Here is a 23,941-nt window from a genome sequence, read left to right as displayed (position 1 = left end):
TTACTCGGTAGACTCTATGAGGTAGTTTATTCCTAAATTAGCTGCGGAATGTCGGTTGGAATGTCATCCGTGGCAAAAACTGGTCTGACAAAGCTCTTGAACGTTTCACTGCCGCGCTGAATCAGGCGAGAGAAGAGGGTTATCGTGGAGAGCAGGCTATGAAACGTGCCCGCTCAATTCTTTGGCCTGAACCGCAAGCCAGTTTGGTCGATGAGGCTATGAGCGCTGATGATGTCGAATTTGTAGAGGAGGCTGTGCTGCAGGCGTTCGAGTTGGCCGACCCCGTTTACGTGGTTGGATGCCAGTATTACACCACCCGCAAAAAAATGTCAGATATCTCCAGAGAGCTGCAGCGTTTAGCTCCATGGTTGACAGACAGAGAGGCCAGAGAGCGTGTGCGTTGGTGTCTTGAGATATTCCGGGCAAAGGTTTTTCTTTCTGTGCGCCGGGGCCTGGAGAAAGTTTCATGATGCCGCTAAATTTAGCAAAAAGTGCTATTTTTCTTGTTAAACATTGAAAACGCGTCAAGAAATTAGATAATCCATTCATGCTTGGCAGAGCTGCGCCGCGATGGCAGCGAGTCTAAGCGACAATTTAATTATAACGAGAGCCCCGCCAGTCGGGGCTTTTGCTTTCCGGCGATACGACAGGGGTATTCGCGAAGGTGCATAGCACCAGTACCCCTGTCATATGGTCGGTTGTCATAAGACCTTATAGTTGCAAGGGTAGTTTCGCTTAGGTATCATCGCGCTCCCGGCCCTTTAGCTCAGCGGTTAGAGCGTGCGACTCATAATCGCCCGGTCGTTGGTTCAAACCCAACAAGGGCCACCAAACCGCCACTAGCTCATCGGGAAGAGCGGCAACCCAGGTGTTGTGGTACGGGGTTCGAGGCTCCGGTGGCGGACCACTGCCGACTTAGCTCAGTAGGTAGAGCAACTGACTTGTAATCAGTAGGTCACCAGTTCGATTCCGGTAGTCGGCACCACGCACTGTTAGCTCAGATGGATAGAGCGTTGCCCTCCGGAGGCAAAGGCCACTGGTTCGACTCCAGTACAGTGCACCATGCGGGCATCGTATAATGGCTATTACCTCAGCCTTCCAAGCTGATGATGCGGGTTCGATTCCCGCTGCCCGCTCCAGTTTAAGCTTTTCGGTCTGCGATGATGGGCTCCCCGGAGTGACTGAAAAGCAACCCCGTTTTGAATGGGCGCTGCTTTTTGCAAAATTGCTGTGTGAAAATACTGACCTTTGGGTTCAGCGCTCATCCAAAAGCATCTCGTCAAAACCCAATTAACCTCGGGTGGTTTGTTGGATGAGGTGCCTCAAATTCAAATGGCCTCGCTTCGGCGAGGTTTTCCTTTTCTAAGGCTGCCATCTGGTGGCCTTTTTTATTCCCTCCACACAGCACCCGCACACAGCGAGGTGAGAGACGATGAAAATGAACGATTCAGGGAACATCTTCACGCAGTTCTTCGCGTGGGTAGCAGCTCTTGCGTCTGCCATTGGATTTACCACTCAGGATTTGGTGTTCATGTTCTTTGGCGCTGCCGGTTTGCTTATCTCGCTTGCCTCCTACATCAACGGGCGGGTTGATGCAAACCGCAGGCGTAGAGAGGACGAGAAGCGGACAAAAATGGTCAATGACTACCTGAAAGGCGTTGGTGACAAACCCCTTCACGAACGTCCTGCAGCTGCAAGCGTGGTCGTTGAGGCATTACAAAAGGAAGGTGAGTGATGGGAACCAGAGCAAAATTGAGTGCTACTGTTCTCGGGTTGGTACTCGCTGGTGCTCCGGCATCCGTCATTCTCGATCAGTTTCTGAATGAGAAAGAGGGTAACAGCCTCACGGCGTACAAAGATGGCGGTGGTATCTGGACTATTTGCCGCGGCGCCACGATGGTTGATGGTAAACCGGTTGTGCAGGGCATGAAATTGACACAGGCGAAATGCAATCAGGTGAACGCCATCGAACGCAATAAGGCTCTGGCGTGGGTTAACCGCAATATTACGGTACCGCTTACCGAACCGCAGAAGGCCGGGATCGCATCTTTCTGCCCGTACAACATCGGGCCGGGTAAGTGCTTTCCTTCCACGTTCTACAAGCGCATCAATGCCGGTGACCGCCAAGGGGCATGCGAGGCGATTCGCTGGTGGATTAGAGATGGTGGTCGCGACTGCCGCCTGACTAAAGGCCAGAAGAATGGTTGCTATGGTCAGGTTGAGCGTCGGGATCAGGAAAGCGCACTGACGTGCTGGGGGATAGACCAGTGAAACTTAATCTATTCCCAGTCGCGATTGTCATCATAGCTGGCCTGTCAGTCGCACTCGTTAAAAGTTGTTCAGACGCCAGCGGTCTGCAGAGTGATAACGACGTTCTGAGAAGTGACAACACTTTGCAGGGACAGGTGATCGCCACGCAGGCATTCAACTTTAATCGGTTCAATCAGGTAGCCGAACATGCTAACAGGCTTAACTCTCTGATAGACACCAGCACCGAAGAAACCGTAATTGAATACCGGGAGATTCTCCGCCGTGAAAAGACCTGTGATCTGCCTGTTCCTGCTGATGTCGCTGGTGGGCTGCTCGAATACGCGCACCGTTTACGTGCCAGCGCCATGCACACCGATACCAACAGACCTTACGCAGCCGATGATCGTTCCGCTGCCGCCAGCTCAATGACGTATTGCCAGGCTGTTTTGTGGATTAAGCCGCTGCTGGCTGTGATTGAGAAGGGCAACAATAACTTCGCGGGTATTCGTGAAATAGAGCAAACCAGAGCCTCGCAATAGCGGGGCTTTTTACTAACCGAGGAAACTAAATGTCCGTTCGCGCTAAATTCCGCTGTCACTTCATTCAGAAAGCAGATGGTTATTCACACCGTACAATTCACATGAGCCCCGTGACCGCAGACACTGAAGAAAACAAGTCATGGTCAAAGTACACGCCTGGCGGACAGTTGCAGATGGTTATCTCTAACCCTGCAGCGTTCGAACTCTTCGAGCAGGGCAAAGAGTACTTCATCGATATTCAACCGGCGAAGTAGCCATTACAAAGCTCACCTGCTGGTGGGCTTGATAATGGTCATCCCCACAAGCGGATAAGGCAACCATTATCCCCTACACGGTATAAATCGGCCTCGCACCTGCGGGGCTTTTTAATGCGCGTCGCACGCGTACATCTGTGAAAGTCTTTCAGCTGTGAGCCTGGGCAAACCGTTAACTTTCGGCGGATTTGCCGTGCGACAGGCTCACGTCTAAAAGGAAAATTAAAATGTCAGAACCTTCAATCGTCCCTTACGTAAAAACCACTCCCAAACCTTTTGGTGTGGACGTCGAATGGAAATGGCCGGGTGGCTGCGCGGTGCTAGAACTGCAATGCCTTCATGAAGATGGCCGACTTATGAAAGAACGCATCTTCTGGCCAGCTACCGTATGCCTTATTTCCGGCCTCAAAGCTGGTGAGAGATTGCAGGTGCGCCTGCGTCCAATTACAGAGGATGGCTCAGCACGAGATTGGCGAGCCAGTGACTGGGTCGAAGGGGTTTCTTCTGTCGATGTCGGAGAAATTGTAGAGGCGCTGGACGAAGAGATCCGTAACAGCTGCGCACTTCATGGCCTTAAAGGTGGCTGGTTTGTCGATAAAACCGGCAAGGCTTACATCCACGAAGCGCTGATTGGCGATGGCGTAGTGTCTCAAAACTACAGAGTTAAATTAAACGTCGCCGGCAAAGGCAAGCCGCACGAAGCTGGCATGACCCTCGGTGTTGAAGGTGAGCATAGCAAGGTTGAGTTTCTGGCCGATCGCTTTAAGGTACATGAAGCTGCTTCATCCATCATCGAGAACGCCGTCGCAACAAGCGCGAAGACGAAGATTAGGCTTGGCGATGAAATGAAACAGGCCATCATTGATGCCGTGCGTGAAAGCGATTTGTTCGCATCCCTCCTGGCAAAGATTGATGCGCAGACAGCTTCAGTAGTTGGCCTGCAACAGGCGATGCACGAAGCGGTGAACGATGCTCTCCTCAATGCGCTTAAGCCTGGTGGTGCGATATGGGTTGGGCTGAATCGCCAACACTAGATATGATAATGATTGTCATTTTTAATGGGTCCTCCCGGCAGGGTGGCCTGCCACGGGGCGGCGCGCTCGCGGGAAACGGCTAGTTTTTCGGATCCAGGGTCATCATCATCATGTGCGCAGGTCTTTGATTTAATTAGAGGCCATTTTCGCAAGATGTCGAATCGTTCAAAAAGTGTTCATCATCATGGACCAGGAAATTGCCACTTTAAAACTCAATATCAACCAGCTGGCAGGGATAACCGGCGTACACCGTCAGACGGTTGCCGCGAGACTGAAAAATGTTGAACCTGCTCCAGGCAGCAACAGCAAGTTAAAGCTCTATCTGGTGACCGACATTCTGACCGAACTGATGATCCCTACCGTTTCGGCCAACATCGACGATATGCCCCCCTCTGACAGGCTGTCCCACTGGAAAGCAGAGAACGAGAGGCTGAAGTTCGAACAGGATACGGGGCAGTTAATACCCGCAGATGAAGTGGCGCGAGAATTCTCATTGATGGCGAAAGCCGTCGTCATGGTACTTGAAACCCTCCCGGATGTGCTCGAGCGCGACTGTGCTTTAACGCCTGCTGCGGTAGTTCGTGTGCAAAGCGTTATCGATGATCTGCGCGACCAGATGGCGGAGAGGGTGCAGGACGCTGAAAAAGAGGAGGAAGAGCCTGAGGAGGACTGATGGCAAAGCGGGCATCCGCCAGGGACATCCGCCGCGATGTTTCCGGTATTTTACGAGCCCCGCGTCGTATGCCGGTGGCCGATGCGGTCAGTACTTATATGCGCGTGCCAATGGGGGCGGGAAACTCAGTTCCGTGGGATCCGGATCTGGCACCCTATGTGATTGAGCCGATGAACTGTCTGGCATCGCGTGAATACGATGCGGTTGTGTTTGTGGGCCCGGCGCGAACGGGTAAAACCATCGGGCTGATTGACGGCTGGATCGTTTATAACATTGTCTGCGATCCGGCAGATATGCTTGTAATTCAGGTATCTGAGGAAAAAGCGCGCGAGCATTCCAAAAAACGCCTGGACCGTACTTTTCGCTGTAGCCCTGAAGTTAAAACCCGGCTAAGCCCAAGACGTAACGATAACAACGTCTACGACCGTACATTCCGCGCCGGTAACTATCTGAAGCTGGGCTGGCCATCCGTCAATATCATGTCGTCCTCGGACTATAAGAGTGTGGCGCTGACGGATTATGACCGCTTTCCGGAAGATATCGACGGGGAGGGGGATGCTTTTTCACTGGCATCGAAACGAACCACGACATTCATGTCCTCCGGGATGACGCTGGTTGAGAGCTCGCCCGGGAGGGATATCAGAGACACAAAATGGCGGCGCTCCACGCCCCATGAAGCCCCTCCGACCACCGGAATTTTATCGCTCTATAACCGTGGTGACCGCCGTCGTCTTTACTGGCCATGCCCGCATTGCGGCGAATATTTCCAGCCGGAAATGGACAATATGACCGGATACCGCGACAGCAGCGATCCTGTGCTTGCCAGCGAAGCGGCGTTTCTTCAGTGCCCTGCCTGTAAAGGCAGGATCACACCGGACATGAAGCGTGCGCTTAACATGAAATGTGTCTGGCTCCGGGACGGGCAAACCATCGACAGTCAAGGCCAGGTTAGCGGTGATGGGCGTCGTTCCCGTATTGCCTCCTTCTGGATGGAAGGTCCGGCAGCTGCTTACCAGACCTGGGCGCAGCTTATTTATAAGTTCCTGACCGCCGAGCAGGAATATGAATCCACGCGCAGCGAAGAAACCCTGAAGACGGTGATCAACACCGATTTCGGCAGGCCCTATTTGCCGAGGGCCAGCATGGAGCAGCGTAAAAGTGAATTGCTTGAGCAGCGTGCCGAAGAAGTCCCAAAACGCTCGGTACCGGACGGCGTGCAGTTCCTCACTGCGACCGTGGACGTGCAGGCCGGGCGCAACCGGCGCTTTGTTGTGCAGATTACGGGTTATGGAAGTATGGGTGAGCGCTGGATAGTTGACCGTTACAACATCCGGCATTCGCTGCGCTGCGACGGTAACGGGGAAAGCTTACAGGTGGATCCGGCGAGCTACCCGGAGGACTGGGATCTTTTACTCACCGACGTCTTTGATAAAACGTGGACACTCGCAGCTGACCCGTCAAAGGGCATGCGGCTGATGTCGATGGCCGTGGACTCAGGGGGTGAAGATGGCGTGACGGATAATGCCTACAAATTCTGGCGCAGATGTCGTCGTGAAGGGCTGGGTAAGCGTATCTATCTCTTCAAGGGGGACAGCGTCAGGCGCAGCAAACTTATCCAGCGAACGTTTCCCGACAACACGGGCAGGTCAACGCGCCGCGCACAGGCGACGGGTGATGTGCCTCTTTATCTTCTCCAGACCGATGCCCTTAAAGACCGGGTGAATAATGCGTTGTGGCGTGATTCACCCGGCCCTGGCTATGTGCATTTCCCCGCCTGGCTGGGCAGCTGGTTCTATGACGAACTGACGTATGAGGAACGCTCGAATGAAGGGAAATGGAGTAAGCCCGGCCGGGGCGCAAACGAAGCATTTGACCTGCTCGTTTATGCCGACGCGCTCGCCATCCTTAGTGGTTACGAAAAAATCAAATGGCCGTCTGCTCCTGAGTGGGCACGGCGGGAAACGTGGATCGAGGACACGCAGACGGAAACTGGCGAAATGCCATCCCCGCCGCCTGCGCCGAAATCTAAATCAAAACCAAAACGTGAGAAGCCCGTAACCGAGCAGGCTAATCCGTGGTCTTCGTCAGGAGGTTGGGTGTGAATCCAGCAGATATTCAAACCATGATCGACCGCTACGCTGCAGCCGAGCTGTCTGTTCTGGAGGGGAAATCAATCACTTTCAACGGGCAGCAGATGACGCTCGAAAACCTGTCGGAAATCAGAAAAGGCCGTCAGGAATGGGAGCGACGACTGGCAACGCTCAATAACAAACGCCGCGGGCGACCCGGCTACAGGCTGGCGAGGTTTGGATGAGTTTTTTAGATGATGCGATTGGCCTGTTTTCACCAGGCTGGAAAGCCTCACGCCTGCGTGCCCGCGCGGTTATTAAGGCGTATGAGGCGGTAAAGCAAACGCGTACTCACAAAGCCCAGAAGGAAAATCGTTCAGCCGATCAGCTCAGCCAGATGGGGGCGGTTTCGCTGAGGCAGCAGGCGCGCTGGCTGGACAACAACCACGATCTGGTGATTGGCGTTTTCGACAAGCTGGAAGAAAGGGTGGTGGGTGCGAAGGGCATCATAGTTGAACCGCATCCGATGCTGAGTAACGGGAAGATCGCTAAGAAGCTGGCCACTGATATCCGCAGAAAGTGGGGCGAATGGTCCGTAAGACCCGATGTCACAACCCAGTTTACCCGCCCCATGCTTGAGCGGCTGATGCTGCGAACGTGGCTCCGGGACGGTGAGGTATTTGCTCAGCTGGTTCGCGGTACCGGAAATGGTCTTCAGCCGGTTGCTGGCGTGCCGTTCTGGCTGGAAGCGCTGGAGCCTGACTTTGTGCCGATGAACAGCGACGCCGCCACCCAGCTCAATCAGGGCGTTTTTGTCGATAACTGGGGGCGCCCGAAAAAATATCAGGTCTATAAAAGCCTGCCAGTATCCGGGCGTCAGTTTGATACCAAAGAGATAGATGCAGAGAACATGCTGCATCTCAAATTCACCCGACGCCTACACCAGACCCGCGGAACGTCTCTTTTGTCTGGTGTTCTGATGCGTCTGAGCGCGCTGAAAGAGTACGAGGACTCGGAGCTTACTGCTGCCAGAATTGCTGCGGCACTCGGCATGTATATCAAAAAAGGCGACGGACAGAGCTTCGATTCTGATTCCGGCAGCGAGGACCGCGAGCTGATGATTCAGCCCGGTATGCTCTATGACGAACTGCAGGCCGGGGAAGAAATCGGGATGATTAAATCCGATCGCCCGAACCCTAACCTCGAGTCGTTTCGTAACGGACAGCTGCGTGCCGTGTCCGCAGGCAGTCGCCTCAGCTTTTCCAGCACATCCAGAAACTACAACGGAACGTACAGTGCCCAGCGGCAGGAGCTTGTCGAGTCAACCGACGGATATCTGATTCTTCAGGACTGGTTCATCGGTTCAGTGACCCGGCCCATGTACCGGGCCTGGCTGAAGATGGCTATTGCTGCCGGAGAAATCAAGTTGCCGAGAGGCATCGATATGGACTCGCTTTATAACGCGGTTTATTCGGGGCCCGTTATGCCGTGGATTGATCCCGTTAAAGAAGCGAATGCCTGGAAAACGCAGATCCGCGGCGGTGCTGCTACTGAATCCGACTGGATACGTGCCAGCGGTCGCAACCCGGATGATGTTAAGTCACGCCGTAAAGCGGAGGTTGACGAGAACCGTGAACAGGGCCTGGTGTTTGACACCGACCCCGCCAATGATAAAGGAGGCACCAGTGCCGAAGCCAAAGAACCGGGCGCGCCACCGTCCGAAAGCCAGCGCAAAAAGTAATTCGTGGTTCCGCATGCAGGCCAGCAATAACAGCGAGGCCGACATTTTTATTTATGACGAAATCGGGTACTGGGGCGTAACGGCGAAACAGTTCGTCAATGATCTCCGGGCACTTGGGGACGTCACCCACATCAACCTTTATATCAACTCGCCCGGTGGTGATGTCTTCGACGGTATTGCTATTTATAACGCGCTGAAGCATCACGGCGCGGCGATTACCGTGCATATCGACGGTCTGGCGGCCTCCATGGCCTCGGTGATTGCGATGGTAGGCAATCCGGTCATCATGCCTGAAAACACGATGATGATGATCCATAAGCCCTGGGGGTTTGCTGGTGGTGATGCGAGCGATATGCGCGACTATGCGGATCTTCTCGACAAGGTTGAATCCGTTCTTATCCCGGCTTATGCGCAGAAAACCGGAAAATCCACCGAAGAAATTGCGGCAATGCTGGAGGACGAAACCTGGATGAACGGCAGCGAGTGCCTTGAACTGGGTTTTGCCGACCAGGTGACACCATCCCTTCAGGCTATGGCCTGTATTCATTCAAAACGTATTGAGGAATTTGAAAAAATGCCAAAAAGCATTCGCAACATGATCACCCCGCCGCGCAACACTACCCAGCGTGACCCGGTGCCTCAGGCACCGCAGGCAAAAACAGACCCGGCACCGGATGAAAATGCGATCCGCGCGCAGGTGATGGCTGAGCAGAAAGCCCGTGTTAACGCTATCGGCGATCTCTTTGCCATGTTCGGCAACAAACATATGGAACTGCAGAATCAGTGTGTGGCCGACCCTGATTGTTCCGTCGATAAGGCGAAAGATTTGCTGCTGGCAGAACTCGGTAAAACGGCCACGCCGTCCAATAAAACCACCCAGCCGCATATTCATGCGGGCAACGGTAACTTCGTCGCGGATGGTATTCGCCAGGCACTGATGGCGCGTGCCGGGTTCGAAGGTCAGGAGCGGGATAACGTTTATAACGGTATGACGCTGCGCGAGTATGCGCGTATGGCCCTGACAGAAAAAGGTATCGGCGTGGCCAGCTACAACCCGATGCAGATGGTTGGCCTGGCGCTGACCCACAGCACCTCTGACTTTGGCAACATTCTGCTTGATGTTGCGAACAAAGCGCTGATTCAGGGCTGGGACGAGGCGCAGGAAACCTTCGAGCAGTGGACCAAAAAAGGCCAGCTGTCGGACTTCAAAACGGCGCATCGTGTCGGTATGGGTGGTTTCCCTTCTCTGCGACAGGTGCGCGAAGGGGCTGAGTACAAGTACATCACTACCAGTGACAAAGGCGAAACCATCGCGCTTGCCACGTATGGTGAAATCTTCTCAGTAACCCGCCAGGCTATCATCAACGACGATCTGAACCAGCTTACCGACGTACCGATGAAGATGGGGCGCGCGGCGAAAGCAACGATTGGCGATCTGGTTTACGCCATTCTGACCAAAAACCCGAAACTCTCAGACGGAAAGGCGCTGTTCCATGCCGATCACAAGAACCTGAGCTCGGGTGCAATTTCTGTGGCCAGCCTGGACGAATCGCGCAAGCTGATGCGTCTGCAGAAGGAGGGGGAGAGAACCCTGAATATCCGTCCGGCCTACATGCTGGTGCCCGTCGCCCTGGAAACTCTTGCAAATCAGACCATCAAGTCGGCCAGTGTTAAAGGTGCAGACATCAATGCCGGGATCGTTAACCCTATCCAGAACTTTGCAGAAGTCATTGCCGAACCACGCCTGGATGAAGCTGATGCGAAAGCCTGGTATCTGGCTGCCGCGAAGGGCACCGACACCATCGAGGTCGCTTATCTCAACGGCGTCGACACGCCATACATCGATCAGCAGGAAGGCTTCACCACTGATGGTATTGCCACGAAAGTGCGTATTGATGCTGGCGTGGCGCCGCTGGACTATCGCGGCATGACCAAATCCTCTGGTCAGTAAAAAACAGTCCTGACAAACAGACGCCCGTAAGGGCTTTTTTTATACCTGAAACCAGCCCCGCAAGGGGCTGAATGGAGAAGTTATGGCTAAGAACTATGCGCAGGACGGGAAAACGATCCCTCTGGTAAACAGTGGTGCAACCGATGTTCACAGCGGCGACCCGGTTGTTGTTGGAAAACTTATCGCGGTGGCAATTACCGATATCCCGGCTGGCGATACCGGGGACGGTTTTACTGAGGGTGTATTCCTCCTGCCAAAAGTTTCCGCAGATGCGGTTACTGCCGGGGCGCAGGTGTATATCAAGGACGGCAACATCACGATCGAAGAAACGGACGCCGTTGCCGCGGGCATCGCCTGGGAAGATGCAGGGGCAAACACCACCGTTGTTGAAGTTAAGATCAATGCCTAACCCCTTTGACCGAATGGCGGCGCGCATGGACGCGGCCACCATAAAAAAGATGGGAAAGACAGCGATCATCAATGGCAGCAGCTATGACGTTGTTCCCGCCGAGCAGCTCGAGGAAATGGGGCCATTGTCGGGAACAGGTACTTCGCTGGTGGTTTTCTCTGAGCTTTACCAGCCACGCCGAAACGACAGCGTCGACTACGACGGTAAGAACCTGACCGTTACCCGCTATGACATGTTCAACGGGAAACCCCGCATCCATCTCGAATGAGGAGGCGCTATGTCTGTGAAAGGACTGGAAAGGGCTATTCAGAACCTGAACAGCCTCAGCCGGTTAATCGTTCCTGAGGCAACCGCAAAAGCACTTAACCGGGTGGCCAGCAGAACGATAAGCCAGGGGAGCAAAGCTGTAGCGAAAGAAGCAACAGTTGATGATAACCGGAAAAAGGGGCTTCCGGTTCGTCTGGTCCGGCAGCGTTCCCGTCTGCGCAAGGCCCGCCACGATCGCCCGGTCGCGTCGATAAAAATCAACCGCGGTAATCTTCCCGCGATTAAGCTCGGCACGGCGCGCGTCCGGCTCTCGCGTAAAAAAGGGGCCAGAAACGGAGCGGGTAGCGTCCTCAAAATCGGACCCTATACCTTTCGTAACGCTTTTATTCAACAGCTTGCGAACGGGCGCTGGCAAGTCATGCGGCGCGTAGGTCAGGCCCGTTATCCGATTGATGTGGTCAAAGTTCCTCTTGAGACACCGCTCACCGTGGCATTCACCGCTATTTCAAAGCGCCTTATTGAAAGCGATATGCCTAAAGAACTTTCCGCAGCCCTGAAAAACCAACTGAGGATTCACCTGAAGCGATGAACAGACACAGCGCAATTCGTGCAGCCATTCTGGCAAAACTGAAAGCCGAGATCACCGACACGGTCACCTGGTTTGACGGGCGCCCTGTTTTTCTTGAAGAGCAGGATCTCCCTGCCGTGGCTGTTTACCTTTCAGACGCGGAGTACACCGGCGATTCGCTTGACGAAGATTCGTGGCAGGCGGTTGTTCACATCGAGGTATTTCTTAAAGCCTCCAGCCCCGACAGCGCGCTTGATTCCTGGATGGAAGAGAAAGTGTATCCGGCAATGGCCTTCATACCGGGTCTGACCGAACTGGTCGAGACGTTCACCCCGCAGGGTTATGACTATCAGCGGGATGATGAAATGGCCACCTGGGGTTCTGTCGATTTCACGTACTTAATCACCTATTCAATTTAAGAGGTACTTATGCCTACTCCAAACCCGCTGGCACCCGTAAAAGGCGCCGGTACCACACTCTGGCTTTACACCGGAACGGGCAACGCTTTCGCTAACCCACTCTCGGATATCGACTGGAACCGTCTGGCGAAAATTAAAGAGCTGACGCCGGGCGAGATGACCGCCGAATCGTATGACGACACTTACCTCGACGACGAAGATGCCGACTGGAACGCGACGGCCCAGGGGGCAAAATCTGCTGGCGATACCTCGTTCACCCTCGCCTGGAAGCCGGGTGAAGAAGGGCAAAAAGACCTGGTCGCATGGTTTATTGATGGCTCAGTACGCTATTACAAAATCAAATACCCGAACGGTACCGTCGACGTTTTCCGCGGCTGGTGCAGCAGCCTGGGTAAAGCCATTCCGGCAAAAGAGGTCATTACCCGTACAGCGAAAATCACCAATACCGGCAAGCCGGAACTGGCAGAAGAAAGCGGGACCCCGAATATCCCCGTGACCGGCGTTACGCTCGATAAAGCCACGGTAAGCGTGGCCGTCGGCGCAACAACAACGCTCAATGTGACGGTTAACCCTGCCAGCGCCTCAGATACCTCGTTCCGCGTGGCAACCTCTGACGGGGCAAAAGCAACGGTCACCGTTAGCGGCAATGCGATCACGGTCACCGGCGTGGCGGCAGGCACCGCTGACATTATTGTTATGACCAGCGACGGTAATTTCGTTGCGGTCTGCAAAGTCACCGTAACAGCAGCATAAGGAAAGGCTCATGTTTCTGAAAAAAGATAATTTCACCTGGCAAAAAGAGTCCCTGACCATCTTCGAGCTGTCGGCCCTTCAGCGTATTGAGTTCCTCACGTTTATGGCAAATGAGGAGAAGGCCGTCAGCGCTGACAGCGATGGCATAAGCGATCAGGAAGTCACGACCCGGCTGATAGGTTCAAATATTCGCTGCGGTGCGCGCTTGATCGCGATGTCTTTGTGGCATAACGATCCGGCCGGCACGGATGTGGAAAAGTTGTATCAGCAGGTCCTGAGCGGCTGGCCGCCGGAGGCTATCGGCAAAGCCGAAATGCAGGTCAAGCTACTATCAGGCATGTTATTCCCCGTTGAAGATGAGAAAGGTGATCATCAGGACGTGGAGGGTGTAACTGAATCCTCTGCTAACGAAGAATCCGTTACCGCGGAAAAGCCCTTGCCAGCGAGCTGAAGTTTGTCCTGAATTTGGCGCGCGAGTTCGGTCGACCCGACTGGCGCGCCATGCTGGCTGGGATGACTTCCAGTGAACTGGGCGACTGGCACCTGTTCTACCGGGAGCATTATTTTCAGGACGCACAGCTCGATGCGCATTTCTCCGGGCTGCTTTATTCCATCTCTACTCTTTTCTTCCGCGATCCGGAACTTACCCCCGCACATTTCAGCCTGCTTTCTCCTTCGGAAAGCGTCATCAGCGATGACGAGCCGGATGATGATACGCTGATGACCGCCGCTGAGGGGATAACAGGAGGTATCCGATATGGCCCAGCAGATTAGCGACCTGGTCATCAACCTTGATGTCGACAGTGCCACTTTTAGCGAGCAGGTTGCCCGTATAAAGGGGCAGCTAACCGGAATGGGGGACGAATCCGAAAAAGTCCGTACACGTATGCAACAGGCCGCAGAATTGCAGGCCTCGGCGCTTGCTAAAGCAGCTGCAGGCAGCGGTGCGGCCATGTCGGATATGTTGGCTCAGCAGTCAACGGCTGCAGCTGGTCTTAGCGCTGACATGCAAAAAGTCGGCGAGTCCGTTGAACAAACCTACCAGCGAGTGGCTGGATTAAGTGAGCAACTCAGGGAGAACGCATCCCGGGCATCAGCGCTTGCGCAGCAACAGGATGCGCTGGCGGCGTCGTTCTATCGACAGATTGATGGCGTGAGGTCGCTGACCGGAGAAACGGACTCTCTGTCGTCGGTTCAGGAGCAATTCCGGAAGGCCCGTGCGCAGGGGAATATCACGCAGCAGGATTATCTTGCGCTGATATCCCAGACCACGGCCCGGCAAAAAGAACTACAACAGGCCGAAGAAAAAGCCAGTCAGGCTCGATCCCGGTTTCTCCAACAGCTCAAATCCCAGGTTGAAGAACAAAAATTATCCAGAACCGAATTACTGAATCTGAAGGCCGCGCAACTGGGTGTAAGTGAAGAAGCTGCACCACTTATTGCAAGACTTCAGGAACAGGAAAATGCATGGAGAAGAGGAACGCTCAGTGCCGGGCAGTATCGCCAGGCGATCCGTATGTTACCCGCTCAGTTTACGGATATTGCAACCTCGATAGCAGGTGGAATGCCGCTGTGGATGGTCCTGATGCAGCAGGGCGGGCAAATCAGCGATTCATTCGGTGGAGTCGGTAATCTTTTCCAGATTATCAAAGAGGAGTTACTGGGGATTAAATCATCCGCAGATGAATCCGAGGAATCACTTTCTGAAAATGCCAATGCACTGGCGGAGAATACAGAACACAGCAGAGGTTTTCTGAGGGCTCTGACTCCAGTACGTCTTGCTATGGGTGGGCTAGTCGGGGGGCTGGCACTATTGGCCGTTGCCTGGTACAAAGGCAGCAGTGAAGCATCTGAATTTAATAAACAGCTTATTCTGACGGGGAATTATGCCGGTAAGACAACCGGACAGCTGAGCGATTTAGCTCGCAAAATTTCAGAAACGGCAGGTGTTACCACCGGAAATGCAGCTGCCACTCTTGCGAAGGTTGTTGGTAGCGGGCAGTTCCGGGGAAACCAGCTGGAATACATCACCACGACGGCTGCAGCAATGGAGGACGCGGTCGGGCAGTCGGTGGATAAAACCCTCGCGAACTTTAAGAAATTATATGATTCGCCATCACAGGCGTCAGAAGAGCTTAACCGTCAGCTACATTACCTCTCGGCAGCTCAGTTCCAATATATTTCCGAGCTTGAGCGCAGGGGTGATAAAGAGGCGGCAGGAGAGAAGGCCGCGCAGGCTTATAGTGCTGCTGAGCAACAGCGAAGCCAGCAGGTACTTGATAACCTGGGTCTGATAGATCGCTTTGTTCGTGGCGTAACGGATACATGGGGCGCTTACTGGGATGCCGCCCTTGGTATTGGTCGCCAGCAAACGGCCAGCGATCAGCTGGAGTCTGTCAGGGCACGGATAAAAACCCTGACGGATAACACCCGGCCGGGTGTTTTTGGAATGGGCAATACTGGTGATGGGGGTGCAGCAGAAAAAGAGCTGGCTGCATTACGTCAGAAGGAAAGTGAACTTACTTTTGTGATTCGTTCACAGGAGGGTTACAACCAGGCACAGGTCAAATCGCAGCAGCTGAATACTGAAGGAGTGAAAGCACAGGGGATTCTGAACAAGTACCTGGACGCAGGAGCGAGCAAAGCACAGAAAAGGGCAGATGCTGAAAGGGAACTCAATAAAGCCATCACAACAAATGCTGAATTGGTCAAAAAAACGCAATTTCTTCCAGAGGGACAGCGTGTTAAGCCGCTCAGTAAGGCAGAGATTGCTCAGGCCAGAAAGGGGATAGAGGAACTCTATAAGGATCCAAAAGTCCCCAAGTCGAAAGGATACACCACTCCTGCTGGTGATAAGGCAGAGGAAAAAGCTCAGGCTGAACTCCTCACCCTTCAGGCCCAGCTTAAAACGCTCGAGCAGCATACCAGCGTAAACGACGTCATAAGCAAACAGCGTCAGGATCTCTGGCAGACTGAAAATCAGTTCACCGTTCTGCAGGAGGCCGCGGGGCGTCGTCAGCTTACGGTGAAGGAAAAATCCCTGCTGGCGCACAAGGAAGAAACGCTCGAGTACAAGCGGCAGCTGGCCGATCTGGGCGATAAGGTTGCCAGCCAGCAAAAGCTCAACCAGCTGGCCGATCAGGCCGTGAAGTTTGAGCAGCAGCAAAAAGCCGCCAGGGCGGGCCTGCAGGCTCAGTCTGAGGGGGTATCCACCCGGGAAGCCGGGCGACAAACTACGCTGCAGCGTCTCAGCGAAAGCTATTCGTACAACCCTCAGGCGCAGCAGAAAGTTCTTGAAGAGCAAAGGGCGACGTTTGAGGCTGAAGATGCCCTGCGCGCAAACTGGCTGGCCGGTGCGAAACAGGGCTGGGCCGAATATCAGGATTCTGCGACAAACGTTTTCAGCTCTGTTCAGCAGATTTCGCAGGCTACGTTCAGCGGGCTGGCGGGCCAGCTTACCAGCCTGACGACAACCGGGAAGGCGAGCTTCAGGGACTTCACCAGCTCGATCCTTAAAATGATTGTGTCCGTTATCAACCAGCTGCTGGTGGCTTACACCATCCAGAGCGCAATGGGCTGGGTTAGCGGCGGGGCGAAAACCTCCTCTGCAGGTCAGTCATTCGCGGTCCCGTCATACCGGCCACAGGGTTTTGACGTGGGCGGTTTTACCGGGCACGGCGGCAAGTACGAGCCAGCCGGTATCGTTCACCGCGGGGAATTCGTCTTCACCAAAGAATCAACCAGCCGCATCGGCGTGGCTAATCTCTATCGCCTGATGCGCGGGTATGCCTCGGGCGGTCTGGTCGGCGGCGGGAGCGCAGCCGGTGCTGGCATGGGCGGGATCAGTGTTTATGCCCCAGTTAGCATCAGCCAGCAGGGGAGTGACGGAAGCATAAATCAGGCGAACGCCACGGGGACGGCGAAACAGCTGCAGGCGATTGTTCAGCAGACAATCACCGAGCGACTGAAAAAAGAAATGTCCGCAGGCGGCGTGCTTTATTCGAGGAGGACACTGTGACAGACACGTTTACCTGGCGCACGAGAAAAACAGCGCAGGGCTCTGAAACAGCCCGAACGCTGCAGGCCCAGTTCGGGGATGGCTACAAACAGATAGCAGGGATGGGGATCAACGACAAACAGGAAACGTGGAATCTGGACTGGACGGGAACCAGACAGGAGGCGGCTGCGCTGCGCGCTTTTCTGATGTCGCACGTTACTAAATCGTTCTGGTGGACCACGCCATGGGGTGAAAAAAAGCTGTTCAGAATGAAAGCCGATTCGTTCAGCGTTTCTTTCCCTACCGGGAAAAAAGCCACTGTGGCCTTCACTTTTGAACAGGCGTTCGCGCCCTGATTTTCTCGACAAACACTGAAAGCTGCCTCCGGGCGGCTTTTTTTATGGGGGGAGTATGAGTTTTACGGCAGACATTCAACAGCTTGAGCCCGGCAGCGTTATTCAGCTGATTGAGATCGACGGCACTGAATTCGGTATGGATCAGGTGCTGCGTTTTCATGCGCACAATATTCAGGAAGAGGAGTGGGCAGCCTTCGCCGCAGAAAATCTGCCCGCCATTATCTGGCAGGGAAACCAGTACGATCCCCATCCCTACGAACTGAAGGGGATGGAGTTGTCGAGTACAGGTTCCCAGCCAACGCCCACGCTGTCCGTCGGGAACGTCGGAAACTATGTCACCGCGCTGTGTCTTGAATATGACGATATGGTCAGGGCTAAGGTCAAAATCCATACCACGCTTTCGAAGTATCTCGATGCCGCCAACTGGAAAAACGGTAATCCGGGTGCCAGCCCTGCCGATGAGCGCGTACAGCTCTTTTACGTCAATGCTAAAACCGCAGAGACGCGGGTACAGGTTGATTTCGAGCTGTGTTCTCCTTTCGATATTCAGAGCCTGCAGCTGCCGACACGGCAGATTACTCCTGTCTGCACCTGGTGTATGCGGGGCTGGTACCGAAGCGGGACCGGATGCGATTACAACGGCACGAAATACTTTACCAAAGACGGTACGCCGACCGATGACCCGTCGAAAGACGTTTGTGGCGGCCGCCGGCAGGATTGTCAGGATCGTCACGGCCCGGACGCGCCACTGCCGTTCGGTGGTTTTCCGGCCGCCAACCTGCAGGGGAAATAAAGATGCGTGAAAAATTGCTGGATGCTATCCGTCAGCACGTCGCTGCTGAATACCCCAAAGAAGCCTGCGGTCTGATTGTTCAGTCAGGCCAGCAGCAAATCTTTATTCCCTGCCGCAACATTGCAGATAAGCCCGAGGAGACATTCACGCTCTCCCCGGAAGATCAGCTCGCTGCCCGCGCGCGCGGTGAGATCATCATGCTCATTCATTCCCATCCGGATGTGGTTCGGCTGGTGCCCTCGGAGCTGGACCGGATCCAGTGCGACTGGTCGGGGATTGAGTGGGGGATCATGTCCTGGCCGGACGGGGATTTTTGTACGATTTCCCCGCGTGAAGACCGGGATTATGCCGGGCGGCAGTGGGTACTGGGTTACGCCGACTGCTGGTCGCTTATCCGTGAATTTTATCTGCGCGAATACGGCATTGTTCTCGGGAACTATTCAGTACCTTACGAATGGTGGGAGAGCGGTAAGGAACGGCTCTACGACGACAACTGGGAGCGTGAGGGATTTGTTGAGATTGCCGCCGGTGCAATGCAGCCAGGGGACATCATCATGATGACTTTGCAGGCATCGGTTACTAATCACGCCGCGGTATATATGGGTGACAACATCATTCTCCATCATCTGTTCGGGCACCTTTCTTCGCGAACGCCTTATGGAAAATATTATCGCGACAGAACGGTCCGGGTGGTCAGGCATAAGGACAGAACGCATGGTTAAGACGCTTATTCTCGAAGGGAAAATGGCTAAAAAATTCGGTAAACGCGTTCAGTTTGATGTTGCCGATCTGCGCGAAATGCTCAGGGCCATGTGTTCACAGGTTCCCGGATTCAAAAAATATATGTCGGAAGCTCATATGAAGGGGGTCCGTTTCGCCTTTTTTAACGGTGACAACAATATCGGGCTGGAAGAGTTTGATATGACCCGCGGTGGAAGCGTGTACCGGATCGTGCCCGTTTATGAGGGGGCCAAAAGTTCGGGCGTCCTGCAGATAGTTGTCGGTGCAGTTGCGCTGGTCGCTGCATTCTTTACCGCCGGTGCGAGTATGGCAGCCTGGGGGGCTGCGATGAGTGCAACAGCCATCAGCGCCACGTCAATTTTGACCGGGGTCGGGGTGTCAATGATGCTGGGTGGCGTTGTCCAGATGCTCACGCCCCAGCCATCCTTCGGCGCGGGTAAATCCTCCAGCACGGACAACACGCCTAACTACGCCTTCGGGGCGCCGGTCAATACGGTCGCTATGGGGCATCCTGTCCCCCTGGCCTACGGTCTGATCGAGGCAGGGGGAGCGATAGTCAGCGCCGGTATGTACTCGAGCGATCAGCAATAGTGAAATACAACCTAATAAGATGAACGTTACATTGCAATCACCCTTGGTTATCATATCCAAAACGATGCCGATCAAGGAGATGAAAGTGAAAAAACACGGTTTGGTCTTATTAGGTGTGCTCTTTATTTCAGGTTGTGCCCCACAAAATCAGAATAACAATTTACAAAAGCAATACGCTGATTTAGCAAATTGTCAAGAGGATAACATTACTATGCCAAAACAAATGCCGCATAGTAAAAAGGAGTTTGCTGAATTTTTATCTAAGGAAGCTCTTAATGCCTCAGCAGATCAGTTCGTTACCCAGAAGCGTATAGAGATTCTGCAATTAGTTGGGTGGGATAATTCGGTAGCTGATGCAATAACGACATGTGGCGCTACCAGAAAGAGCAAGCTGAAAGAAATTGGGTCTAATGTGTTTGAAACAATGAAAGCCAGCACTAAAGATACAGAAGAGCGTCGTGCTCTTGTTGAGGCTTATAGTTCGTGGGAGGCTTATGTAACCAGCCAAACGCCACTCGCAAAACAGGATTTTGACTCTAAAGTTAGTTATTACAAAAACATGTAATAAGACGCCATCATTAATGCTAACAAATAACCCAGCTCAGGCTGGGTTTTTTAATGGGGTAAAAATGCAACTTCTCCATGGTGAAACCATCATACAGGGTGCAAAAGGGGGCGGTGGAAGCGCGCATACTCCGGTTGAGCAACCTGATGATCTGCTGTCGGTCGCAAAATTAAAAATGCTCATTGCCGTTTCTGAGGGAGAAATACAGGGCGACCTGACCGCTCAGAATATTTTTCTCAACGATACGCCGCTGGCAAACGACAGCGGGGAATATAACTTCAGCGGCGTGAAATGGGAGTTCCGCAAGGGCACACAGGACCAGACCTATATTGCCGGGATGCCCCAGGTCGATAACGAACTGGCGGTTGGCACAACTGTCACCACCACCGCGCCCTGGACACGCCAGTTTACCAATCTTTCCCTAGATGCTATCCGCATCAAGCTCAGCCTTCCGGTCCAGTATCTCTATAAAGATAACGGCGATATGGTGGGCACGGTCACCGAGTATGCGATCGATTTATCAACGGACGGCGGCGCCTGGAAAACGGTTGTAAACGGCAAGTTTGACGGAAAGACCACGACGGAATATCAGCGTGACCACCGTATCGATCTGCCAAAATCCACGTCCGGCTGGTCTGTCAGGGTCAGGCGCATTACGGCTGATGCCAGCGGATCAAATTCGAAACTGGTTAACGCCTTTAAGGTGTTTTCGTATGCGGAAGTCATCGACAGCAAGCTTCGTTATCCTTTAACCGCGCTCCTGTATGTCGAAGTGGACAGCAGCCAGTTCAACGGCAGCGCGCCGAAAGTGACCTGTAAGATAAAAGGCAAGCTGATTAAGGTTCCGGATAATTACGATCCGACAACCCGAACCTATTCTGGCTCATGGTCCGGCGGGTTCAAAATGGCCTGGTCCAATAACCCCGCCTGGATATTTTACGATCTGGTCCTGGATGAAATTTACGGCATGGGCACGCGCGTGGATGTGTCCATGGTGGATAAGTGGGCGCTGTATTCAATCGCCCAGTACTGTGACGAAATGGTTTCCGACGGGGCTGGTGGCACCGAACCGCGTTTCACCTGCAACGTTTTCATTCAGAGCCAGAAGGACGCCTGGCAGGTACTTAACGATCTCGCCGCGGTATTTCGAGGAATAACGTTCTGGGGTAACGATCAGATTTATGTCCAGGCAGACGTCCCGCAGGACGATGTTGACTGGGTTTATAACGTCTCAAACGTTATCGATGGGCTGTTTACTTATGCGGGCGGCTCATACAAAAATCGCTACAGTTCCTGCCTGGTGTCCTGGTCCGATCCGCAGAATCATTACAGCGATACCGTTGAGGGGGTCTATGATTCGGCGCTTGTAGAACGTTACGACGTCCGGCAGACGTCCCTGACCGCAATCGGCTGCACCTCGCAAAGTGAAGCGCACCGACGCGGTCGCTGGGTATTGCTCTCCAATGCCAAAGACGGGACCGTATCGTTTGGCGTGGGGCTGGACGGTTATATCCCTTTGCCCGCTGAAATTATCGGTGTCGCCGATCCTTTCCGTTCTGGTAAGGAGAACGGGGGCCGCATAAGCGCGGTCAACGGCCGCCAGATTACCCTTGATCGAGAAATAGACTACGCGGCGAAAGACCGGCTGGTGGTTAACCTTCCTGACGGAAAAGCCCAGACGCGGACAATCAGCGCGGTGAGCGCCGATAAAAAAACGGTGACGGTGGCTACGGCATTCAGTCAGGTTCCTGTGGCGGGCGCTGTCTGGGCGATAGACAGTGATAACCTCGCAATACAGTACTTCAGGGTCACCTCAATCGCGGCTAACGACGACAGCACAGGCGGTTTCACTATTACGGCCGTTCAGCACGATCCAAACAAATATCGTTACATCGATGACGGCGTTCGGGTCGAGTCGCCCCCGATCACCGTCACGCCGATAAGCGTCCTGTCTGCTCCGAAAAATATCGTGGTGACTGAGAGCGATCATGTGTCTCAGGGGCTGACTGTAGCAAGCCTGGACGTGTCATGGGATAAGGTAGAGGGCGCAATCCGGTATGTTGCCCAGTGGCGTAAGGACAACGGGGACTGGATAAACGTTCCGGTTACCAGCGCGCAGGGTTTCTCTGTTCAGGGCATTTATTCCGGCAGCTATGACGTGCGCGTCCGGGCGCTGAATGCGCAGGATACGTCGTCACCATGGGGATACGGTGAAACAACTTATCTCTCCGGTAAAACGGGAAAACCGGGTACTCCGCTCAACCTCCTGGCGACCGAAGATGTGGTCTGGCATATCGACCTGACCTGGAAATTTCCGGATGGCTCAGGCGACACGGCCTATACAGAGATTCAGCGCGCCACAACTGCCGACTACGCCAATCCTGAACTGCTGGTCCTGGTGCCGTACCCGGCTGCAGATTATCAGCATGGCCCCATGCCTGCCGGCGTTCGCCAGTGGTACCGCGCGCGCCTGATTGACCGTATCGGTAACGCCGGGGACTGGACCGACTGGGTCATGGGCACGTCCTCGATAGATGTCAGCGAAATAACCAATGACATTCTGGAGGATATGAAAGAGTCGGAAACGTTCAAAGACCTGATCGAGAACGCGGTGGACAGCAACGAAAAAATTGCTGGTATGGCTGACGACATCAAACAGGCCAACGACGAACTGGAGCAGCAGGCGAAGGATATTGCTAAAAATGCCCAGGACGTCGGGAAGGTCCAGACCAGCGTTAATGAGCTTTCGAGCACGGTCGGCGATGTGTCGTCCTCTCTTTCAGAGCTTGAGCAGACCGTGGCGACGGCTGATACCGCGCTGGGCCAGCGAATCGACAGCATCAGCGTTTCTATGGACGGCATGACGGGCGGGGTGAAAAACTCGGCCATCGCCATTATCCAGAACGGGCTGGCACAGGTGGCCGCGCGTAAAACCCTGTCCGCAACGGTCGCCGGTAACAGTGCGCAGCTGGACCGTATTGATGAGGTAATCGTTAACGAGAAGGAGGCAACGGCGCGCTCTCTGCTGAGCATGCAGACGGATGTCAACGGCAATAAGGCATCCATCAACAGCCTGAATCAGACGTTCTCCGACTATCAGCAGGCTACGGCTACACAGATAAACGGCATTACGGCGACCGTGAACGGGCATACCTCAGCCATCACCACTAACGCTCAGGCGATAGCCAACGTTAATGGCGACCTCAGCGCGATGTACAACATCAAGGTTGGTGTCTCCAGCAACGGGCAGTATTACGCCGCGGGGATGGGTATCGGCGTGGAGAATACGCCATCCGGCATGCAGTCGCAGGTTATCTTCCTGGCTGACCGCTTCGCAGTAACGCACCAGGCCGGAGCACAGGTTACGCTTCCGTTCGTCATTCAGAACGGGCAAACCATTATCCGGGATACTGTGATTGGTGACGGTACCATCGGCAATACCAAAATAGGCAACTACATCCAGTCGTCAACCTGGGACGGAACCGGGAACGTTGGCTGGCACATTAACAAATCAGGATATGCTGTTTTCAATAACGTAACAGTAAGAGGGATGGTTTATGCGTCAGGAGGAAAATTTACCGGAACAATAGAGGCAACGTCATTTGTTGGGGATGTTGCCAACGTTGGTGTCGGTTCGGATGCTTCATTAAGCGGAACTGCTAATTTAGTTAAAACGATTACTTATACTGACTCAGGATCAAGTAGTCTCGCTAAGAATGCTCTTGTAGAAGCAACCTTTTATTCATCAGTGAATGCCGATTCCCGTATGAATGTCATTATTGATATTAATGGGAAATCCAAAACATTTTCAAACCTTCCAGTGCAATCCGGCGCGTATGCTAATAATTTTTACACATTGAGATTTGGAGTTAAGGGAATAAATACAAATACAGTTACAGCAACATTAACTATCGTTAATGCTAAGGAAGGTGCGAATAAGCAGGTCATTTCTTCCCAAGCTGACTCGCTGA

The 23,941-nt window shown here is 53.8% G+C and carries 23 protein-coding genes, 4 tRNA genes and 2 pseudogenes; all 29 read left to right on the top strand.

Annotated elements, in window-relative coordinates:
* Positions 1-56: 56 nt before the first annotated feature.
* Positions 57-470, top strand: a pseudogene (locus tag HX884_RS18995) (hypothetical protein); the annotation flags it as partial.
* 285 nt (positions 471-755) lie between these two features.
* Positions 756-831, top strand: a tRNA-Ile gene (locus HX884_RS18990).
* Between the two features lie 78 nt (positions 832-909).
* Positions 910-985 (top strand) — tRNA-Thr (locus HX884_RS18985).
* Position 986: 1 nt separating this feature from the next.
* A tRNA-Arg gene (locus HX884_RS18980) sits at positions 987-1,063 on the top strand.
* A 1-nt stretch (position 1,064) separates the two neighbouring features.
* Positions 1,065-1,139, top strand: a tRNA-Gly gene (locus tag HX884_RS18975).
* 293 nt (positions 1,140-1,432) lie between these two features.
* Positions 1,433-1,735 (top strand): hypothetical protein, encoded by a 303-nt coding sequence (locus tag HX884_RS18970; protein ID WP_014832171.1) that lies wholly within the window; start codon positions 1,433-1,435, stop codon positions 1,733-1,735.
* Positions 1,735-2,271 (top strand): lysozyme, encoded by a 537-nt coding sequence (locus tag HX884_RS18965; protein ID WP_032620601.1) that lies wholly within the window; start codon positions 1,735-1,737, stop codon positions 2,269-2,271. The genes HX884_RS18970 and HX884_RS18965 overlap by 1 nt, the downstream gene beginning before the upstream one ends.
* Entirely contained in the window at positions 2,268-2,789 is a 522-nt protein-coding gene (locus HX884_RS18960) for a hypothetical protein (RefSeq protein WP_032620598.1), read from the top strand. Before HX884_RS18965 ends, HX884_RS18960 begins: the two co-directional genes overlap by 4 nt.
* A 110-nt stretch (positions 2,790-2,899) precedes the next feature.
* Positions 2,900-3,043: a hypothetical protein gene (locus tag HX884_RS27285; protein ID WP_227024269.1), complete on the top strand. Its 144-nt coding sequence runs from the start codon at positions 2,900-2,902 to the stop codon at positions 3,041-3,043.
* A gap of 227 nt (positions 3,044-3,270) precedes the next feature.
* Positions 3,271-4,077 (top strand): DUF1983 domain-containing protein, encoded by an 807-nt coding sequence (locus tag HX884_RS18950; protein ID WP_047715958.1) that lies wholly within the window; start codon positions 3,271-3,273, stop codon positions 4,075-4,077.
* Positions 4,078-4,261: 184 nt separating this feature from the next.
* Positions 4,262-4,750, top strand: a complete 489-nt coding sequence (locus tag HX884_RS18945) for a DUF1441 family protein (RefSeq protein ID WP_020884621.1) — start codon at positions 4,262-4,264, stop codon at positions 4,748-4,750.
* The gene (locus HX884_RS18940) at positions 4,750-6,852 is read left to right on the top strand and encodes a phage terminase large subunit family protein (protein ID WP_032620593.1); all 2,103 of its coding nucleotides are present in this window, start codon (positions 4,750-4,752) and stop codon (positions 6,850-6,852) included. The genes HX884_RS18945 and HX884_RS18940 overlap by 1 nt, the downstream gene beginning before the upstream one ends.
* Positions 6,849-7,064, top strand: coding sequence for a hypothetical protein (locus HX884_RS18935; RefSeq protein ID WP_032620591.1), 216 nt, complete (start codon positions 6,849-6,851; stop codon positions 7,062-7,064). The genes HX884_RS18940 and HX884_RS18935 overlap by 4 nt, the downstream gene beginning before the upstream one ends.
* Positions 7,061-8,560, top strand: coding sequence for a phage portal protein (locus tag HX884_RS18930; protein ID WP_032620589.1), 1,500 nt, complete (start codon positions 7,061-7,063; stop codon positions 8,558-8,560). Before HX884_RS18935 ends, HX884_RS18930 begins: the two co-directional genes overlap by 4 nt.
* Positions 8,505-10,511 (top strand): ClpP-like prohead protease/major capsid protein fusion protein, encoded by a 2,007-nt coding sequence (locus tag HX884_RS18925; protein WP_158650950.1) that lies wholly within the window; start codon positions 8,505-8,507, stop codon positions 10,509-10,511. Before HX884_RS18930 ends, HX884_RS18925 begins: the two co-directional genes overlap by 56 nt.
* Positions 10,512-10,593: 82 nt before the next feature.
* Complete coding sequence (locus HX884_RS18920) at positions 10,594-10,920, top strand: DUF2190 family protein (RefSeq protein ID WP_032620588.1); 327 nt, start codon at positions 10,594-10,596, stop codon at positions 10,918-10,920.
* Positions 10,921-10,945: 25 nt separating this feature from the next.
* Positions 10,946-11,188, top strand: coding sequence for a DNA breaking-rejoining protein (locus HX884_RS18915; protein ID WP_230852446.1), 243 nt, complete (start codon positions 10,946-10,948; stop codon positions 11,186-11,188).
* Between the two features lie 9 nt (positions 11,189-11,197).
* Positions 11,198-11,776 carry a phage tail protein gene (locus tag HX884_RS18910; protein ID WP_020884618.1) on the top strand — a complete coding sequence of 193 codons (579 nt, stop codon included), beginning with the start codon at positions 11,198-11,200 and terminating at the stop codon, positions 11,774-11,776.
* Positions 11,773-12,174, top strand: coding sequence for a phage minor tail U family protein (locus HX884_RS18905; RefSeq protein ID WP_001704117.1), 402 nt, complete (start codon positions 11,773-11,775; stop codon positions 12,172-12,174). The genes HX884_RS18910 and HX884_RS18905 overlap by 4 nt, the downstream gene beginning before the upstream one ends.
* 9 nt (positions 12,175-12,183) lie before the next feature.
* Positions 12,184-12,927: a phage tail protein gene (locus HX884_RS18900; RefSeq protein WP_032620582.1), complete on the top strand. Its 744-nt coding sequence runs from the start codon at positions 12,184-12,186 to the stop codon at positions 12,925-12,927.
* A gap of 10 nt (positions 12,928-12,937) precedes the next feature.
* Positions 12,938-13,378, top strand: a complete 441-nt coding sequence (gpG, locus tag HX884_RS18895; protein WP_032620580.1) for a phage tail assembly chaperone G — start codon at positions 12,938-12,940, stop codon at positions 13,376-13,378.
* A pseudogene (locus tag HX884_RS18890) lies at positions 13,342-13,692 on the top strand (phage tail assembly protein T); the annotation flags it as partial. The gene gpG and the pseudogene HX884_RS18890, both read left to right, overlap by 37 nt.
* Complete coding sequence (locus HX884_RS18885) at positions 13,685-16,945, top strand: phage tail tape measure protein (protein ID WP_058687611.1); 3,261 nt, start codon at positions 13,685-13,687, stop codon at positions 16,943-16,945. The pseudogene HX884_RS18890 and the gene HX884_RS18885, both read left to right, overlap by 8 nt.
* Complete coding sequence (locus HX884_RS18880) at positions 16,942-17,280, top strand: phage tail protein (protein ID WP_032620574.1); 339 nt, start codon at positions 16,942-16,944, stop codon at positions 17,278-17,280. The genes HX884_RS18885 and HX884_RS18880 overlap by 4 nt, the downstream gene beginning before the upstream one ends.
* A gap of 55 nt (positions 17,281-17,335) precedes the next feature.
* Positions 17,336-18,073 carry a phage minor tail protein L gene (locus HX884_RS18875; protein ID WP_032620573.1) on the top strand — a complete coding sequence of 246 codons (738 nt, stop codon included), beginning with the start codon at positions 17,336-17,338 and terminating at the stop codon, positions 18,071-18,073.
* 2 nt (positions 18,074-18,075) lie between these two features.
* Positions 18,076-18,795 (top strand): C40 family peptidase, encoded by a 720-nt coding sequence (locus tag HX884_RS18870; protein WP_032620572.1) that lies wholly within the window; start codon positions 18,076-18,078, stop codon positions 18,793-18,795.
* Positions 18,788-19,405 carry a tail assembly protein gene (locus HX884_RS18865; RefSeq protein ID WP_032620570.1) on the top strand — a complete coding sequence of 206 codons (618 nt, stop codon included), beginning with the start codon at positions 18,788-18,790 and terminating at the stop codon, positions 19,403-19,405. The genes HX884_RS18870 and HX884_RS18865 overlap by 8 nt, the downstream gene beginning before the upstream one ends.
* A gap of 85 nt (positions 19,406-19,490) precedes the next feature.
* Complete coding sequence (locus HX884_RS18860; RefSeq protein WP_128754879.1) at positions 19,491-19,970, top strand: hypothetical protein; 480 nt, start codon at positions 19,491-19,493, stop codon at positions 19,968-19,970.
* Positions 19,971-20,034: 64 nt separating this feature from the next.
* A partial coding sequence (locus HX884_RS18855; protein WP_256737173.1) for a host specificity protein J occupies positions 20,035-23,941 on the top strand: 3,907 nt, incomplete at its 3' end.

Source organism: Enterobacter sp. SECR19-1250 (genome assembly GCF_013391025.1).
GTDB lineage: Bacteria > Pseudomonadota > Gammaproteobacteria > Enterobacterales > Enterobacteriaceae > Enterobacter > Enterobacter cloacae.
This window is presented reverse-complemented; position numbering and strand designations above follow the sequence as displayed.

Excerpts from the sequence above, each read along its gene's own strand:
- HX884_RS18970 (WP_014832171.1), top strand. The coding sequence starts at position 1,433 with ATGAAAATGAACGATTCAGGGAACATCTTCACGCAGTTCTTCGCGTGG.
- HX884_RS18965 (WP_032620601.1), top strand. The coding sequence starts at position 1,735 with ATGGGAACCAGAGCAAAATTGAGTGCTACTGTTCTCGGGTTGGTACTC.
- HX884_RS18950 (WP_047715958.1), top strand. The coding sequence starts at position 3,271 with ATGTCAGAACCTTCAATCGTCCCTTACGTAAAAACCACTCCCAAACCT.
- HX884_RS18945 (WP_020884621.1), top strand. The coding sequence starts at position 4,262 with ATGGACCAGGAAATTGCCACTTTAAAACTCAATATCAACCAGCTGGCA.
- HX884_RS18940 (WP_032620593.1), top strand. The coding sequence starts at position 4,750 with ATGGCAAAGCGGGCATCCGCCAGGGACATCCGCCGCGATGTTTCCGGT.
- HX884_RS18930 (WP_032620589.1), top strand. The coding sequence starts at position 7,061 with ATGAGTTTTTTAGATGATGCGATTGGCCTGTTTTCACCAGGCTGGAAA.
- HX884_RS18920 (WP_032620588.1), top strand. The coding sequence starts at position 10,594 with ATGGCTAAGAACTATGCGCAGGACGGGAAAACGATCCCTCTGGTAAAC.
- HX884_RS18915 (WP_230852446.1), top strand. The coding sequence starts at position 10,946 with ATGGACGCGGCCACCATAAAAAAGATGGGAAAGACAGCGATCATCAAT.
- HX884_RS18910 (WP_020884618.1), top strand. The coding sequence starts at position 11,198 with ATGTCTGTGAAAGGACTGGAAAGGGCTATTCAGAACCTGAACAGCCTC.
- HX884_RS18905 (WP_001704117.1), top strand. The coding sequence starts at position 11,773 with ATGAACAGACACAGCGCAATTCGTGCAGCCATTCTGGCAAAACTGAAA.
- HX884_RS18900 (WP_032620582.1), top strand. The coding sequence starts at position 12,184 with ATGCCTACTCCAAACCCGCTGGCACCCGTAAAAGGCGCCGGTACCACA.
- gpG (WP_032620580.1), top strand. The coding sequence starts at position 12,938 with ATGTTTCTGAAAAAAGATAATTTCACCTGGCAAAAAGAGTCCCTGACC.
- HX884_RS18885 (WP_058687611.1), top strand. The coding sequence starts at position 13,685 with ATGGCCCAGCAGATTAGCGACCTGGTCATCAACCTTGATGTCGACAGT.
- HX884_RS18875 (WP_032620573.1), top strand. The coding sequence starts at position 17,336 with ATGAGTTTTACGGCAGACATTCAACAGCTTGAGCCCGGCAGCGTTATT.
- HX884_RS18870 (WP_032620572.1), top strand. The coding sequence starts at position 18,076 with ATGCGTGAAAAATTGCTGGATGCTATCCGTCAGCACGTCGCTGCTGAA.
- HX884_RS18865 (WP_032620570.1), top strand. The coding sequence starts at position 18,788 with ATGGTTAAGACGCTTATTCTCGAAGGGAAAATGGCTAAAAAATTCGGT.